The 14,303-nt window shown below is 39.1% G+C and carries 14 protein-coding genes; 10 read left to right on the top strand and 4 right to left on the bottom strand.

The window, feature by feature from the left end; all coding sequences use genetic code 11:
- Positions 1 to 90 precede the first annotated feature (90 nt).
- Complete coding sequence (locus VE944_RS10000; RefSeq protein WP_324975987.1) at positions 91 to 573, bottom strand: DUF4168 domain-containing protein; 483 nt, start codon at positions 571 to 573, stop codon at positions 91 to 93.
- A gap of 109 nt (positions 574 to 682) precedes the next feature.
- A complete protein-coding gene (holA, locus tag VE944_RS09995) occupies positions 683 to 1,672 on the bottom strand; it encodes a DNA polymerase III subunit delta (protein ID WP_324975984.1) in 990 nt (329 codons plus the stop codon).
- A gap of 244 nt (positions 1,673 to 1,916) precedes the next feature.
- Between holA and VE944_RS09990 the strand changes: the two genes are divergently transcribed.
- Positions 1,917 to 2,705 carry a DUF1868 domain-containing protein gene (locus VE944_RS09990; protein ID WP_324975981.1) on the top strand — a complete coding sequence of 263 codons (789 nt, stop codon included), beginning with the start codon at positions 1,917 to 1,919 and terminating at the stop codon, positions 2,703 to 2,705.
- Between the two features lie 233 nt (positions 2,706 to 2,938).
- On the opposite strand, the gene VE944_RS09985 is transcribed toward VE944_RS09990, so the two are convergent.
- Positions 2,939 to 3,724: an RDD family protein gene (locus VE944_RS09985; protein WP_324975978.1), complete on the bottom strand. Its 786-nt coding sequence runs from the start codon at positions 3,722 to 3,724 to the stop codon at positions 2,939 to 2,941.
- A 45-nt stretch (positions 3,725 to 3,769) separates the two neighbouring features.
- A complete protein-coding gene (locus tag VE944_RS09980) occupies positions 3,770 to 4,615 on the bottom strand; it encodes a hypothetical protein (protein WP_324975975.1) in 846 nt (281 codons plus the stop codon).
- Positions 4,616 to 4,695: 80 nt separating this feature from the next.
- On the opposite strand from VE944_RS09980, the gene VE944_RS09975 reads away from it, so the two are divergent.
- The 9 genes from VE944_RS09975 to VE944_RS09935 form a co-directional block, all read left to right on the top strand.
- Positions 4,696 to 5,649 carry a stage II sporulation protein M gene (locus tag VE944_RS09975; protein ID WP_324975972.1) on the top strand — a complete coding sequence of 318 codons (954 nt, stop codon included), beginning with the start codon at positions 4,696 to 4,698 and terminating at the stop codon, positions 5,647 to 5,649.
- Between the two features lie 193 nt (positions 5,650 to 5,842).
- Positions 5,843 to 6,886, top strand: a complete 1,044-nt coding sequence (pstS, locus tag VE944_RS09970) for a phosphate ABC transporter substrate-binding protein PstS (protein ID WP_324975969.1) — start codon at positions 5,843 to 5,845, stop codon at positions 6,884 to 6,886.
- Between the two features lie 273 nt (positions 6,887 to 7,159).
- Positions 7,160 to 8,161, top strand: coding sequence for a phosphate ABC transporter permease subunit PstC (gene pstC, locus VE944_RS09965; protein ID WP_324975966.1), 1,002 nt, complete (start codon positions 7,160 to 7,162; stop codon positions 8,159 to 8,161).
- A gap of 62 nt (positions 8,162 to 8,223) precedes the next feature.
- A complete protein-coding gene (gene pstA / locus VE944_RS09960; protein ID WP_324975964.1) occupies positions 8,224 to 9,102 on the top strand; it encodes a phosphate ABC transporter permease PstA in 879 nt (292 codons plus the stop codon).
- Positions 9,103 to 9,227: 125 nt separating this feature from the next.
- A complete protein-coding gene (gene pstB, locus VE944_RS09955) occupies positions 9,228 to 10,007 on the top strand; it encodes a phosphate ABC transporter ATP-binding protein PstB (protein WP_324975961.1) in 780 nt (259 codons plus the stop codon).
- Positions 10,008 to 10,426: 419 nt separating this feature from the next.
- The gene (locus VE944_RS09950) at positions 10,427 to 11,206 is read left to right on the top strand and encodes a phosphate ABC transporter ATP-binding protein (RefSeq protein WP_324975958.1); all 780 of its coding nucleotides are present in this window, start codon (positions 10,427 to 10,429) and stop codon (positions 11,204 to 11,206) included.
- Between the two features lie 186 nt (positions 11,207 to 11,392).
- Positions 11,393 to 12,676: an IS1/IS1595 family N-terminal zinc-binding domain-containing protein gene (locus VE944_RS09945; protein WP_324975955.1), complete on the top strand. Its 1,284-nt coding sequence runs from the start codon at positions 11,393 to 11,395 to the stop codon at positions 12,674 to 12,676.
- An 81-nt stretch (positions 12,677 to 12,757) separates the two neighbouring features.
- Complete coding sequence (locus tag VE944_RS09940; protein ID WP_324975951.1) at positions 12,758 to 13,462, top strand: SDR family oxidoreductase; 705 nt, start codon at positions 12,758 to 12,760, stop codon at positions 13,460 to 13,462.
- Between the two features lie 106 nt (positions 13,463 to 13,568).
- Positions 13,569 to 14,303, top strand: a 735-nt coding sequence (locus tag VE944_RS09935; RefSeq protein ID WP_324975948.1) for a 4-hydroxyphenylpyruvate dioxygenase family protein, incomplete at its 3' end; no start/stop codon positions are given.

Genomic DNA, 14,303 nt, shown 5'->3' with positions numbered 1-14,303 from the left:
CCTTTTGTGTAAAAACAATACTAGCCTTCACTTTCATGCAGGGTTAGTTAGTTTTAACGTGTTACTTTCTAATGTTTATGCAACTTCTAACTATGGAGAATCAGGACTTTTTTGCAGGCGTAATAAGGTATTGTAAACCTGCCGTTTTAAGACATCGTTATTTTGTAGCTCTATAGTGATTTTGTTGAACTGCTCAAATCTCAACCCCTTTTCTTCGACAACTTTTTGAGCGTAACTACAGTAATTCACTGCGATATCTTGAGCCTTCTTTGGAAGACCATTTATGCTGTTAGAGTCGTTACAAACAATCTGGGGAATTTCTCCATTGCCAATAAGTTTTTTAATTTCTTCAAAGGCATTTTGACGCGCTGGCTCCATTGCTAGCACAGCTTTAGCATAGCTGTCGATTTGAGTATTGTTAACTATTGGTGGTGGAGTTTGACCATAAGCTTTTGAACTAAAGGAAAAAGCGTTGGAAATTACACCCACAGTAGCGATCGCGCCGAAAAATAATGATTGGGAAAGGATTCGCTTTCGGCTAGATCGAGAAAATAAATCAGAAATTTTATTCATATAGTGTATGACACAAAACTACATCAGGGATATTATAAGAACGTTGAATTATTTTCGGAGTTGGAAGTTCCAGCAACTGCTGAATACATCAAGCTTTTATATTTGATTGTCAATTTCCTCGGCAAACTTGACAAAGTTCGATTACTTTAGTCTGGAGTGTTGACATTTCTGATGATCCTTGCTTGAGACTCACTTCTAATTCCAATAGTAGGGGTAAGCAAGAAATTAACTGTTGCACAGAAAGGAGCCTGATTTCTTGCTGTAAGAAGTAGATCCGTTTGGGATTACCGATATCAGCAGCTTGAGCGATCGCTTGTTGATTGCGCTCCCCACCTTCTATCATAATCTTCACCCACAGCCATGTGCGAAATTGCCCAATCAGCGTGGCGACTATCCGTAATCCCGGCTCGGAAGCATTGCTCAAATCTGCAAGTGTAGTCAAAGCTTTAGGTGTATCTCCTGTTCTGATTGCTGCTGCTAATTGTAAGCTATTTTGAGTAGTATTTCTTACTAACTTGGTAACAGTATCTGTGTCTAAAGGCTTGTTGCTACCTTGGGCATATAACCGCAGTTTCTCTAACTCATTATAGAGCAGGCGTGTATCATTTCCTACAGATTCTGCTAAAAACTGGGCAGCATTGGCAGTTAGTTTTACGCCCATAGTCTGAGCTGCTTGATTAACAGATTGCACCAGCAATTCGGTTTTCCAAGGGGGAATGAGGGGAAATTCTCGGAACTCAGTAGCAAATTGTTTTAATAATTTTGTGGATTTGAGGCGTTCATCTGGCTTGTTGCGGCTGGTGAGCAATAAAAATGAGTTTTCGGGAATGACAGATAGCGATCGCACTAGTTCTGCTAGCACATTCTCTGGACACTGCTGGCACAGAGTAGTATTTATCAGCCATACCAAGCGCCCACCAGCCCCAAAAGTGGGTGTCATGGCCTGATTTAAGCCCTGGATAGCAGCATCAGCTTGATCTGGGGTAAATGCAGTGTAATTAAAACTTATCCATTGAGGATCGAGGACGCGATCGCGCAGCATAGCGATCGCCTTTTCCATAGCAAAATCATCCTCACCCCAGTAAACATAAATTGGCATAGACTAACCTCGTATATTAGAGAATGGGGCATTGGGCATTGGTTATTCTTCTTGTCTTCCTCATCTCCCTCATCTCCCCCTGCTCCCTCTGCCTCCCCTGCTCCCCCTGCTCCCCCTGCTCCCCCTGCCCCCTGCCCTCCACTCCCCACTCCCCACCCCCAAAATTAAATACTTTTAAAATCATTCTGTTAATTAAGGTAATTTTCCCTAAAATCTATCAAGTGAGAGCATGAGGCTATGAAGATTGGACGACAACTATCAAACTTACTTAAATCGGTTAGCACGGCTAACGCTGCCAGAAGCCTACAGATCCCAAGTCCAGCATATCCAGGAATCTTCTAAATTTCAGCCACATTCTGGGTTGAGACAAGCAGCGTCCTTTCCTGGCTATACGCTAATTACGCCGCCAGCAGGAGAAGAATCACAAAATAGTGCTTTCTATGCCAAATTACAGGCTTACCAACAGGAACTTTTGCAGTTGCCTGTAAGCCGTGATTTGATTGTGCCTCTACCTCCTGCTAGCTTCCACATGACTTTAGCGGATTTAATTTGGGACAATGCTTACCTTGACGCTTGCGAAAAAAATCCCAAATTTGACGAAGAGTTACACTCTTGTTTAGCCGAAACCTTTCAGCAATATCAACAATTGATGACAAATAGGAGTCATCCGATTAAATGGCAAATGCTGGGACTGATACTGATGCCAAGGGCTGTAGCCGTTTGTTTAATACCCCAAGATGAACGTTGTTACGAGGAAATTATTAAATTTCGCCGAACAATTTATCAAAATCCCAAGTTAATTGCTTTGGGTATTGAGCAGCATTATCACTTCACAGCCCATGTTACATTAGCCTATTTTGGGGAGGTTTCATCTGACTTAGACCGCACAAGTTTCAGCACAATGCTTTCTCAATTGAATGATCAATGGCTGTTAAATTTGCCAGAATTTTTGATCAATCGCGTCGAGTTGCGAAAGTTTGACAACATGACACGCTATTATCGTGAACCAGACTGGCCGATTTTAGATTTTTAAGTGATTAGTTAGCAGTTAGTAGTCAGTAGTTTCCACTTACTGACTACTCAATTCTCTAACCACTTGAGATAAATTTATTAAAATCTTGTTTATCTAAAATCGATTTTGTAATTCGTAATTCTTCAAACTAAATGTAATGCGATCGCCCTTATATTCTCGCTTGTTTCTCGATACAGCACCTGTAATTTATTTTGTAGAACGCAATCCGCAATGCTCTAAATAAAATCTCTAGCCTAAAATTCCGGTTGTTGATAAAGAAGATAAACAGCTTCTAAAAAGACATCAGGTGTAACAGCTTCTGGCAATTTTTCTAAATTAATAATAGCTTTAACTTGGTCGGCTAGCTTTAGAGATAGTAATGCTCTTGCCTTTAACGACATTGCACCACGTCGCTGTAAATACTCACGAATCACAGCAAAATCATCTGGCATCAATTGCGAAAAATCAGCAATCTCGATTAACTGCTCATGAAGTTTTTTTGCCTGTTCTGAAATTATCAATGTCGCCGATGCGGTGGGTGTTTGAGCTTGAATTACAATTGTGCCAGCGGCCAAATCACCTAAACGCTTTTCTCGATGACTCAACATAATTAAAAAAGCGCCAATAAACAAAGTTTCATCAAAAGGTCGCAATAAAGCACGTAGAGTTGCTTGCTGTAGCCCGATTAGTCTACCATCATCTCGAACTACGCGAATTTTAGCAACCCGTTTACCAGGGGTTTGCCCAAACCAGAAGGTTTCAAAAAATACGAAATAGCCAATATAAATTGCAAAGGCGATAATGAAGAAAATGGCTAACAACCAAAGTCCTAAATTTTCGCCATTCGTAAAAAAGCTTTCAACAAAATTTAACAGTTGCGTCGAGAAGACACTCCAAGTAAGGACAAACAGAAGCAAAGTTACACCCAACACTGTATAGTCAATCAGCAGTGCCAAAGCTCGATTGCCAATTCCCGCTAAAGTGAATTCCAACTCTACACTTTCTGGAGTCTGGAATGTGATGCGATTAAAAAAGCGCATATTTTAAGCAATTGAAAATTAATAGAGTTGAATTAAGGTGTTGAGTTAACGAAAATCTTGTGAGGGAGGTTCTCGTAATTGCAAACCTAGACCTTCACGCCGACTACGCAAGTCCAAGTATAAAACAGCTTTTATTGCTTGCCAGAATGGCATGACTAAAGTTGCACCTATCAAGCTTCCAATCCAAGAAATCAAATACACAATCGAGTAGATAGCAGAACCTCGCTCAAGCCCTATTAGGAATAAACTAGGTATATAGTTTAATACAAATAGCAAGGGCAATGTAACGATAAAAGCAACTAAAACGATGCCCTGAATGCGAAATACTGAGCCTTTAGTTAACTCCCAACTTCTGGCAACACTTTCGCCACCATTTATATTTTCCTCAACTGCTAGCGGTACCTCAGCTACTATCCAACGCGAGTAGAACCAGGTTAGTGCCAACAGCATAATAATTACAGTTACAATTACTCCCATAATTGTGACTGCAATACCTGTACTAACACCTAATATTCCTCCTAATACTACTCCTAGCAAGCCACCCACAATACCACCGACGATCGCTAATCCAAAATAAATTACCAGTAAAGATATTCCTATCTGAAAACCAACCCTTAAAAATGACCACAAACGCGGATTAACATGGCTCCTGGCGGCTTGAACGCTTTCAGGTTGGTAAATTAATTCTCCAAAAGCCAAGCGTGAAATGAGTCCAGAAATGGCTGCATATTTTGCCCAGCCATAAATCGGAACTAGAATCCACAAGTGAGCGATCGCAGCCAGATTAAGATAAGTCTTCAGATGAGAACGATACAACCGCACGGCAGCACTAACAACGTTACCGATACTCAGTGGTTGTATTTGGCCAGGAGATCCAAAACTTTCAGACATAATGGCAAATTTCCCTTGAAATTACGGAGATGAATTTGAAGCTATCTTAAGCTAAATTAAACTCAGTGTTCCCAAAATTCATGAATATTCAACGTTGGATTGCGCGACGAGAACCAAATTGGCAGCGTTTAGATGCCCTATTAAGGCAGATAGAAAAAAAAGGGTTAAAGTCCCTACGAGCAGCAGAAATTAGAGAGTTAGCGAGTTTGTATCGTTCAGTAGCGGCAGATTTGGCCCGTGCCCGTACTCAGCAAATCGGCAATACTTTGATACAAAGTTTACAATCTTTAACAACTCGTGCCTATACGCAGATTTACCAAGGTTCGCGGCGACAGGAATGGCAGGCAATCCTAAAATTTTACCAATGGGGATTACCATCTGTAGTTCAGAAAACATTTGCATATATTGCTGCTGCAACAGCGCTGTTTTTACTGGGGGCATTAGTGGCTTGGTGGTATTCTTGGCAAAATCCCAGCTTTATGCCTTTGATCGTACCTGAAAGTTTGATTACCAAGGTGCGAGATGAGCATAAATTATGGATGGGGTCAATTGTCGGCGTTGAACCACTAGCATCCAGCAGTATTATGATCAATAATCTGTCGGTGTCCTTTGGTGCTGTAGCCGGTGGCATCACAGCTGGGCTATACACAGTCTATTTGATGGTATTTAATGGCTTATTGATTGGTGCTGTTGGCACTTTAGTGGGTCAAAATAATCTGGCTTATCCTTTTTGGGCGTTTGTGCTGCCGCATGGTTCCTTAGAATTACCCGCTATCTTTTTTGCTGGGGGGGCAGGATTTTTATTAGCAAGAGCAATTTTATTTCCTGGTAAATATCGCCGTGGGGATGCACTGAAATTTTACGGTTCTCAATCCGTGCAGCTAATATTTGGGATTGTACCAATGTTGGTTATTGCTGGTGCGATCGAAGGCTTTTTTTCACCTAATCCCAGCGTACCTGATGCAATTAAATATTTGGCAGGAATAGGATTGTTTATAGTTTTGGTGCTCTATTGTAGCCGCAAGGAAACTTGAAATAATCTAGATACCATCTAATTGGAAAATTGCAAAATTCAATTAATAATATTAATAAGCAAAAATAGTTATGTTTTAGAACAAAATTAAACTCTTGTTAATGTTTTGTTTATTCATTGTTAACCGAAAAAAATGTAACTTATCTTAAGGCTGGAATTACAGCAGGAAAGTATTCCTTTAATTTAGAGGTTATATGATTTTTTCGACCACCATCTTGAATCGTGTCGTCGCTACTTCAGTAGTAACAGCTTCTGTTGCACTTAGTCCATTTTTTGGTGCGATCGCACAAGCTCAAACTCTCAATGGTGCAGGAGCAACTTTTCCGGCTCCGCTTTACGAACGCTATGCTCGTGAAGTAAAAAAGAAGTATCCAGACTTGAAAATTAACTACCAAGCAATAGGTAGCGGCGGCGGTATTCGTCAAGTCACTGCTGGAACCGTTGACTTTGGTGGTAGTGATGCTGCAATGAAAGATAATGAAATCGCTAAAGTCAAGAACGGTGTAATCTTAGTACCCACAGCAGGCGGTGCTGTTTCTGTTGTTTACAATCTGCCGGGCGTTAATAATCTCAAATTATCCCGCAATACACTACCAGCAATTTTCTCAGGTCAAATTACCAAATGGGATGACGCAAAAATTAAAGCTGATAATCCGGGTGTCAATCTACCAAATCAACCAATTAAATTTGTTGTTCGCGCCGATAGTAGCGGTACAACTTTCATTTTCACTAACCACTTAAGTGCTACTAGCAGTTATTTTAAAGGCAGAGTTGGAGTTAACACTGCTCCCAAATGGACTCTGCCAAACGTCCTCAAAGGCAAAGGCAACCCAGGCGTAGCTGCCTTAGTATCTCGTACTTCTGGTTCTATTGGTTATGTAGAATATAGTTACGCTGTCCAAAACAATCTGAAATCAGCACTCGTACAAAATAAAAAAGGAGAATTTGTTGCTCCTTCTTTACAATCTGCAAATGCAGCTTTAGCAACTGTGAGTTTCCCAGACAACTACCGCGTTTTCGTAGGAGATCCAGCACAAGGTTATCCCATTGTCGGTCTTACCTGGATGATGGTTTACAAACAGTATGCTAATGCTTCTAAAGCTGATGCTATTAAAAAATGGATTAATTGGGTATTGAAAGACGGTCAACAATATAACGATGACCTCAACTACACCAGAATTCCATCTAATGTCGCAAATCGGGTGCTTCAGACAGTGAATAGCTCTGTCAAGCCTTAATTTGTAATCTTTTAGGACTTATGCATAAGAGATCCCCCAACCCCCTTAAAAAAGGGGGCTAAGAGTCTCTTAAAGTTACCCAATTTATTGGGGCATTTAAGAGGATATAAAAATTTAGGAAACTAAATAAGTAGTTTGAAACACGATTTAAAGTGAATCAAGGTTTCAGATTTTCAATGCTTAAGCCCTAAATCTTACTACTTTACTCACCTAATAGGTTGAGTTAACAACTCAATCTACTAGCAATAAAAAAATCTATTTTATTGGTTTGTAATGGCAAATTCATCGGAACCAGCCGACAGAAATTCATCAAATGATTTAAATCAAGGCGATGAAGATTTCAATCTAACAGCTATTGGCGGCGCAAATCTCTGGTTTGACCAAGGTTTTACACGGCTAGTATACTTTTTTGCCGTGATTACCGTTGCAGTGCTATTTTTGATGAGTTGGGTAATTTCACACGAAGCTCTACCAGCCATTAAGCAGTTTGGATTGGGGTTTTTGTGGGGTCAAGATTGGGATACAGGTAATCAGATTTTTGGTGCATTACCTTATATTTATGGAACTTTAGTAAGTAGTGCGATCGCTATTTTATTGGCTGTCCCAATTGGCATAGCAGTAGCCCTAGTTACAAGTGAAAATTTCTTACCTCCATCGCTGCGAACTACTTTAGCCTTTGTTGTTGAATTAATTGCAGCAATTCCCAGTGTAATTATTGGTTTGTGGGCGATTTTTGTCTTTATTCCAGTTTTAGAACCTCTACAAAAATGGCTAGCTAGTACTTTCAAATGGATACCACTATTTAATACAGAAGACCCTTCTGGGACTAATATTTTGACTGCTGGAATTATTCTAGCTATCATGATTCTGCCCACAATGGCAGCAATTACTCGTGATGTTTTAATGGCTATCCCTAAAGAATTACGTAGTGCATCTATGGCTTTAGGTGGTACTCGTTGGGAAACAATTTTTCGAGTTTTGCTACCAGCTGGATTTTCTGGAATGGTTAGTGCAGCAATGCTCGCCTTGGGACGTGCTTTAGGCGAAACAATGGCTGTCACTATGGTAATTGGCAACTCTGCTCAAATCAGTGCTTCTTTACTCAATCCAGGTTATACAATTCCCTCTGTATTAGCTAATGAATTTGCCGAAGCTGAACCGGGTTTGCATATAGGTGCTTTAAGTTATTTAGCTTTAATTTTGTTTGGGTTGACTCTGGCTGTAAATATCGGTGCTGTATTATTAGTGAAATGGGTTGGCAGGATAAATAAGTAGCATTATTTTAATACAAATGCCTGAATGTAATAAGACGTTTATCAATCAAAACCATAAAAAACATGAGTGGTTATATTCAGTCAGAAACTGATGAATTGGCAACAGAATTATGCAGTCCTCTACCAAGAGAACGAGTAATATTTACTTGTATAATGAATGCGATCGCCTTTGGTTTTACAGTTCTGGCACTAATTCCTTTATTATCAATTTTGTGGGAAATTTTTGTTCGGGGAATATCTGGACTGAAAGGAGAAATGTTTGTCAAAGCAGTTATTGATTATGGCTTTGGCAATGCCATCTTAGGAACCATAATCATGGTGGTAATTGGTGCTATTTTAAGCATTCCTACAGGGATAATGACAGGAATTTTCTTGGCAGAATTTGGTCAAACCAACTCAATTGCTAGTTTTGTTCGTTTTATCAGCAGTATTCTAACAGGCGTGCCTTCAATAGTTGTAGGCGTATTCGCTTACGGTGTGATAGTTTTAGTAACTAAAGGATTTAGTGCGATCGCAGGCGGTTTTGCTTTAGCCGTAATTATGCTACCTGTAATTATACTGACAACGGAAGAATCTTTAAAACTGATTCCCACATCTCAACGTCTAGCCTCTGCTGCTTTAGGAGGAACTCGCTTTCAAACTACCCTTCGCATTGTTGTCACTGCTGCAATTCCCGGAATTACTACAGGCATTTTATTAGCTGTAGCTCGTGCTGCTGGTGAAACAGCACCCTTAATTTTTACTGCTTTATTTAGTCTAGATTGGTCAGAAGGATTATTAAGTCCAACAGCTTCTTTACCAGTATTAATTTTTAACCTCTACAACGACCCCGACCCGCAAAAAAACCAATTAGTCTGGACTACTTCTATAGTTCTGCTTGGCTTAATTTTATGTGTCAATATTATCTCCCGCTTAGTTATTAGGCAAAGAAGACTAAAGTAAAATAAATAACTTTTTGTATTATTTTGCCTCTTAGCAAAGTATGATACTAAAATGGTAAACCGCCAGTTTCAAGCCTTGTTTTATATTTCTTAATTACGAATTACGGATACAAATTACGAATTAGCATGAGTAACCTAATACCAGCTATCAAAGTTAAAAATATCAGCTTTTACTATGGCATAACAAAAGCGATTGAAAAGGTGTCAATAGATATTTATCAAAAGCAAGTAACCGCAATTATTGGCCCTAGTGGTTGTGGTAAATCTACCTTCATCAAAATTTTAAATCGTATTAGCGAATTAGAAGGGCCTGTGAAAGTTGAAGGAGATGTAGAATTTTTTGGTCAAAATATTTATGCTCCTCGTGTCAACATCAATCGGTTACGCCGCCAAATTGGTATGGTGTTCCAAAAACCCAATCCTTTTCCCATAAGCATTTATGAAAATGTTGCCTACGGTATGAGGATAGCACGCAGGTATTCAAAATTAGAATTAGATGAAATTGTCGAATCTGCACTTCACAGCGCTGCTCTTTGGGATGAAGTCAAAGATAAGCTAGATAAATCAGCTTTAGGGCTTTCTGGTGGTCAACAACAAAGATTATGTATTGCCCGTGCTTTAGCAGTCAAGCCAAAAGTTCTGCTGATGGATGAGCCTTGCTCGGCTCTTGACCCCATCGCTACTATGAAAGTTGAAGAACTACTCCATAGTTTGCAGTCTGAATTGACAATTGCGATCGTTACCCATAACATGCAGCAAGCCGCTCGCGTCTCTGATTTTACAGCTTTCTTTAGCACTGATGAAAGTCGGATAGGTCAAATGGTTGAATTTGGCGCTACAGAGCAAATTTTTAACAACCCAATAGACCCCCGCACCCGCGACTACATTTCAGGGCGTTTTGGTTAAGGTAAATTTTGGCATGACTTAATGATTTTTGTTGAACCATCTCCTACTAGAGCATATTTATAAAGTGTGGTTTAAAAAATAATTACTAATTTATCTCTATTAGATAAACTAGCTCCTCACTACCCATGAGCGGTATATGATATTAATATTTTTATTTCTATTACCTAAATTTTTTCAATAATCAAATCGGATTGCTACATATAGGTCAATGTGCCCAAGGTGGGTATAAAAGTCTATAAAAGATGATTTTTGAAGCATAGCTTTAATATAAATATTTACTAACAGTTTATCTGCTTGATGACTACTGTATAACTACGTAATTTCTATGAATATTCCCTTTTAGGAGTAACATAGTGAAACAGCGCTGCTGATTTGTACTACTTTACTTCGTCAACTTTTATTTCAGACGTTTTGGGGATATGAGTAAACTAATTCCAGCCATCAGAGTCAAAAACTTCAGCTTCTCTTACGACGCTCAAAAGATAGTTGAAGGCGTGTCAATGGATATTTACCAAAACCAAGTCACGGCAATTATTGGTTCTAGTGGTTGTGGCAAGTCTACTTTTCTTAAATCGTTAAATCGCATGAGTGAATTAGAAGGAGATGTAAAGGTTGAAGGAAAAGTAGAATTTTTTGGACAAAGTATTTATGAGCGTCGTGTTAACATCAATCGTTTACGTCGCCAAGTCAGTATGGTTTTTCCCAAGCCAAATCTTTTTCCCATGAGCGTTTACGATAATGTTGCTTATGGGGTGAAATTAGTTGGATGGCATCCAAAAGTAGAATTAGATGGAATCGTTGAATCTGCCATCAAAGCTGCCGACCTTTGGGATGAAGTGAAAAATAAACTGCACAAATCTGCTTTAGAGCTTTCTGGAGGACAACAACAAAGACTATGTATTGCTCGTGCTTTAGCAGTCAAACCGAACGTTCTGTTAATGGATGAACCTTGTTCAGGTCTTGATCCTGTTGGTAGTATGAAAGTTGAGCATTTGATCCATAACTTACGCTCTGAGTTGACAATTGTAATGATTACTCACAATATGCAGCAAGTTACTCGGCTATCTGATTTTACGGCTTTCTTTTATAGTAATGAAAATCGCATTACTCAAATGGTTGAATTTGGTACTACAAATAAAATCTTTACTAACCCCGTGGATTCTCGCACGCGTGACTATGTTTTCGCCCGCGTTGGTTGAAGTTTTTCTAAAATTCTAGCTATTCAAAGAGCTACCACATAGTACAAGCGGAAATTAAATTTAACTCTTAATTTCCGCTTGTTTTGAGTTTTTATTGTGTTGGGCAATTCAAAGTGATGTTGACAGTAATTTTTTATACTGTATATTTAGAGGCAAGCATCTACTCTAGACCAACCAAATTACAAAATGAAATGTCCTCGGTGCGAATCTACTTTATATCGGAAAAATGGTCGTCGGAATGACAAGCAAAATTACCTCTGCAAAAATTGTGGTAAACAATTTCTTGAACCTGCATTCCCTCGTTCCTTGGAAGATGAGTTGCTTGCTAAGAGTAATGGACATACTAAAGTATCTATAGCTGAAACTACGGAAGTTCCTTTAGTAAAAAACTTGCCAGAAGAAAAAATCACTGAGAAGAGTCTTGACTCTTTCAGTCTTAGATTAGCTGAAGAACTGCTGCAAACTATATTATCACCTGATTGGCTAGAATCTGCTACCTTCAGCCAATTTATCCAAAAATTTCAACAAAAAACTGAAATTAAACATCAATTAGAAATAGGAACCTCACTTCTGCTTCTAGATGCAGAAAACTTAAAATTAGATATTAATTCAGAATTGTTTTTAGCTAGTGTCTGTAAGTACCCTCTCCAAGTTAAAATTGCATTTGCTAACTGGAGAAATCCAAGTACCGGCAAGCAAGATATTGAACTATACAATCGTGGCTATCAACTTGTCCATGTGCCTGGGGGTAAAGACAGTGCTGATGCAAAAATGATCGCACTTGGAGCTTGTGTCTTACGCTCTTATCCAACAGTTAAAGAAATCTTAGTCTGTTCTGGCGATGGAATTTTGATCCACCTCTGTAACGAACTTCAAAATCAAGGATTAATTGTTTACTGGGTACGTAGACAAGGACAAAATTTTCAAATAGAAAACCGCAATACTGGCAAATTAACTCATTATTCCTTACCAATGGCAACAGAAGTTCCATCTTTGGAACAAATGGTTGATAAAATTCAAGATTTAATTAAAGCTGAACAGGAATCAATCAATACTCGATTAAATAGTTTATTGGCTGTTGCAACTTTATTTCAAGAAAGATGTGATATTAATATTAAACATCATTCAAAGCAGCCAGAAATTGAGGAAATAATTCCTGTTATAGATAACTCATCTGCACAATCTGTTCAAAAAGAAGAAAAAGAAGATTTTGCGGGAATTCCTAATCGAGAAACATTAGATAAATTACTATTAAAAATTCTTCAAGATATAAAAATCAAGTCTCCTGAAACTAAATTATCGGTGTCCAAGCTAGGTTCAGAACTACAGAAAGTTATTGGAGAATCTCCTAATTCAATTATTAAAAAATTAAAGTTAGGCTCTAATTTTACTAAATATCTAGAATCATCTCCCACATTTACATTAAAGGCGAATGGAAAGGAATATCAGGTAATACCGCTATGTAAGTAAATACTTTCTGCGTGTGTACGTACAATCTGAGTCTGTAATTCAGTATTATGTGTAAAGATGTAAAGAAATGTAAATATTACAATGCAGGATAAAGTTGTCGTTATTGTCGGTGCTACTGGTGGCATTGGTTCAGCTTTAACACATAAACTTGCGCCTACTGGAGTCCGGTTGGTATTGGCTGCTAGAGATGCAGTTCGTTTAACAACACTGGCAAATGATTTACCAGGGCAAGTTTTGAGTATTCCCACCGATATTACTGACCCACAACAGGTAGATAGTTTGATAGAAAAGACGATGGCTGAGTTTGGTCAAATCGATATTTTAGTGAATGCCGCCGGTGCTGGTATACTCAAGCCTTACAACAGCCTGGAACCTGCTGATTTAGACAAGATGTTAGATGTCAACTTGAAAGGCAGCTTTTACACCACTCAAGCGGCTGCTGAAGAGATGCAAAAGCGCAAGTCTGGTCACATCTGTAATGTGGTTGGAATTTTGGGTAAGCATTCGATGGGAATGGCAGCAGCTTATTCTGCTTCTAAGTTTGGTGTTGTTGGTTTCAGCAAATGCATGGCAGAGGAACTCAAGCGTTTTGGTATCAAGTTCACGCTATTCTACTTTGGTGGGGTAGATTCTCCTTTCTGGGATAACGTCAGCCTAAAAGTAGACCGGAAAAAAATGCTCAGTCCTGAAACTGCTGCCAATGCTATTTTCTTTGCCCTTTCTGCCGAACCGCAAGCTGTGCCAATGGAAATTAATATTCAACCTGATAGTCATCTGTTCTTTTAAGGTGGCAGTACGCCTGCATAATTCTTGCCTGAGAAAGACCTGAAAATTTAGCAAAAAAGGCAAAATTTACAGAGATATAAGCTGTTATGCTGGATTTTCAGTATCTATGAAAATTGATCACGTTCATTTCTATGTAGAAGACGCCAAAGTATGGCGGGATTGGTTTGTCCACCATCTTGGTTTTCAAGCAGTAACCGATCGCATTAGTTCATTTCACACTTGTACAGAAGTAGTAAAAAATGGTGGCGTCTGCTTTTTTCTATCTTCACCATTGTTACCCACAAGTCCAGTCGCTGAATTTCTGGGTCAATATCCACCTGGTGTGGCAGATGTTGCTTTTGCTGTCGAAGATGTAGAAAGCGCGATCGCACTAGCTCAAAAACACGGTGCTACAATCCTACAACCCATCCAAGAACGCCAGATCGGTACGGAATTCCTCAAGTGTGGCAAAATTGCCGCCTGGGGTGGACTGACTCATACGTTGATCGAAAGGTCATTGGTTTTTGACAAAGGACAAATGACTAATGACAACACTTTTACCGCCATAGACCACATAGTGTTAAACGTGACTGTTGGTGAATTAGAAAATGCTGTCGCTTGGTACGAAAAAATCCTAGATTTTCAACCCCAGCAGGCTTTCAAAATTAAGACCAATCGTTCTGCTTTACACAGTCAAGTCATGGTTTCGCACAATGGCAGCGTTCAATTGCCAATTAATGAACCAGCTTCCAAAAATTCCCAAATTCAGGAATTTTTAGATGTCAATCGGGGGCCCGGAATTCAACATATTGCTTTACGAACAACTAATCTGGTGAGTGCGATCGCTAAATTTCGTGCCAGT

Source organism: Nostoc sp., from assembly GCF_035638895.1.
In the GTDB taxonomy this organism is placed as follows: domain Bacteria; phylum Cyanobacteriota; class Cyanobacteriia; order Cyanobacteriales; family Nostocaceae; genus Nostoc.
This window is presented reverse-complemented; position numbering and strand designations above follow the sequence as displayed.

Bases quoted from the DNA above. Each gene is read 5' to 3' on its own strand.
- VE944_RS09950 (WP_324975958.1), top strand. From the start codon at position 10,427: ATGAGTAAACTAATTCCAGCCATCAGAGTCAAAAACTTCAGCTTCTCT.
- pstA (WP_324975964.1), top strand. From the start codon at position 8,224: ATGAGTGGTTATATTCAGTCAGAAACTGATGAATTGGCAACAGAATTA.
- VE944_RS09985 (WP_324975978.1), bottom strand. From the start codon at position 3,724: ATGCGCTTTTTTAATCGCATCACATTCCAGACTCCAGAAAGTGTAGAG.
- holA (WP_324975984.1), bottom strand. From the start codon at position 1,672: ATGCCAATTTATGTTTACTGGGGTGAGGATGATTTTGCTATGGAAAAG.
- pstB (WP_324975961.1), top strand. From the start codon at position 9,228: ATGAGTAACCTAATACCAGCTATCAAAGTTAAAAATATCAGCTTTTAC.
- pstC (WP_324975966.1), top strand. From the start codon at position 7,160: ATGGCAAATTCATCGGAACCAGCCGACAGAAATTCATCAAATGATTTA.
- VE944_RS10000 (WP_324975987.1), bottom strand. From the start codon at position 573: ATGAATAAAATTTCTGATTTATTTTCTCGATCTAGCCGAAAGCGAATC.
- VE944_RS09945 (WP_324975955.1), top strand. From the start codon at position 11,393: ATGAAATGTCCTCGGTGCGAATCTACTTTATATCGGAAAAATGGTCGT.
- VE944_RS09980 (WP_324975975.1), bottom strand. From the start codon at position 4,615: ATGTCTGAAAGTTTTGGATCTCCTGGCCAAATACAACCACTGAGTATC.
- VE944_RS09940 (WP_324975951.1), top strand. From the start codon at position 12,758: ATGCAGGATAAAGTTGTCGTTATTGTCGGTGCTACTGGTGGCATTGGT.
- pstS (WP_324975969.1), top strand. From the start codon at position 5,843: ATGATTTTTTCGACCACCATCTTGAATCGTGTCGTCGCTACTTCAGTA.
- VE944_RS09975 (WP_324975972.1), top strand. From the start codon at position 4,696: ATGAATATTCAACGTTGGATTGCGCGACGAGAACCAAATTGGCAGCGT.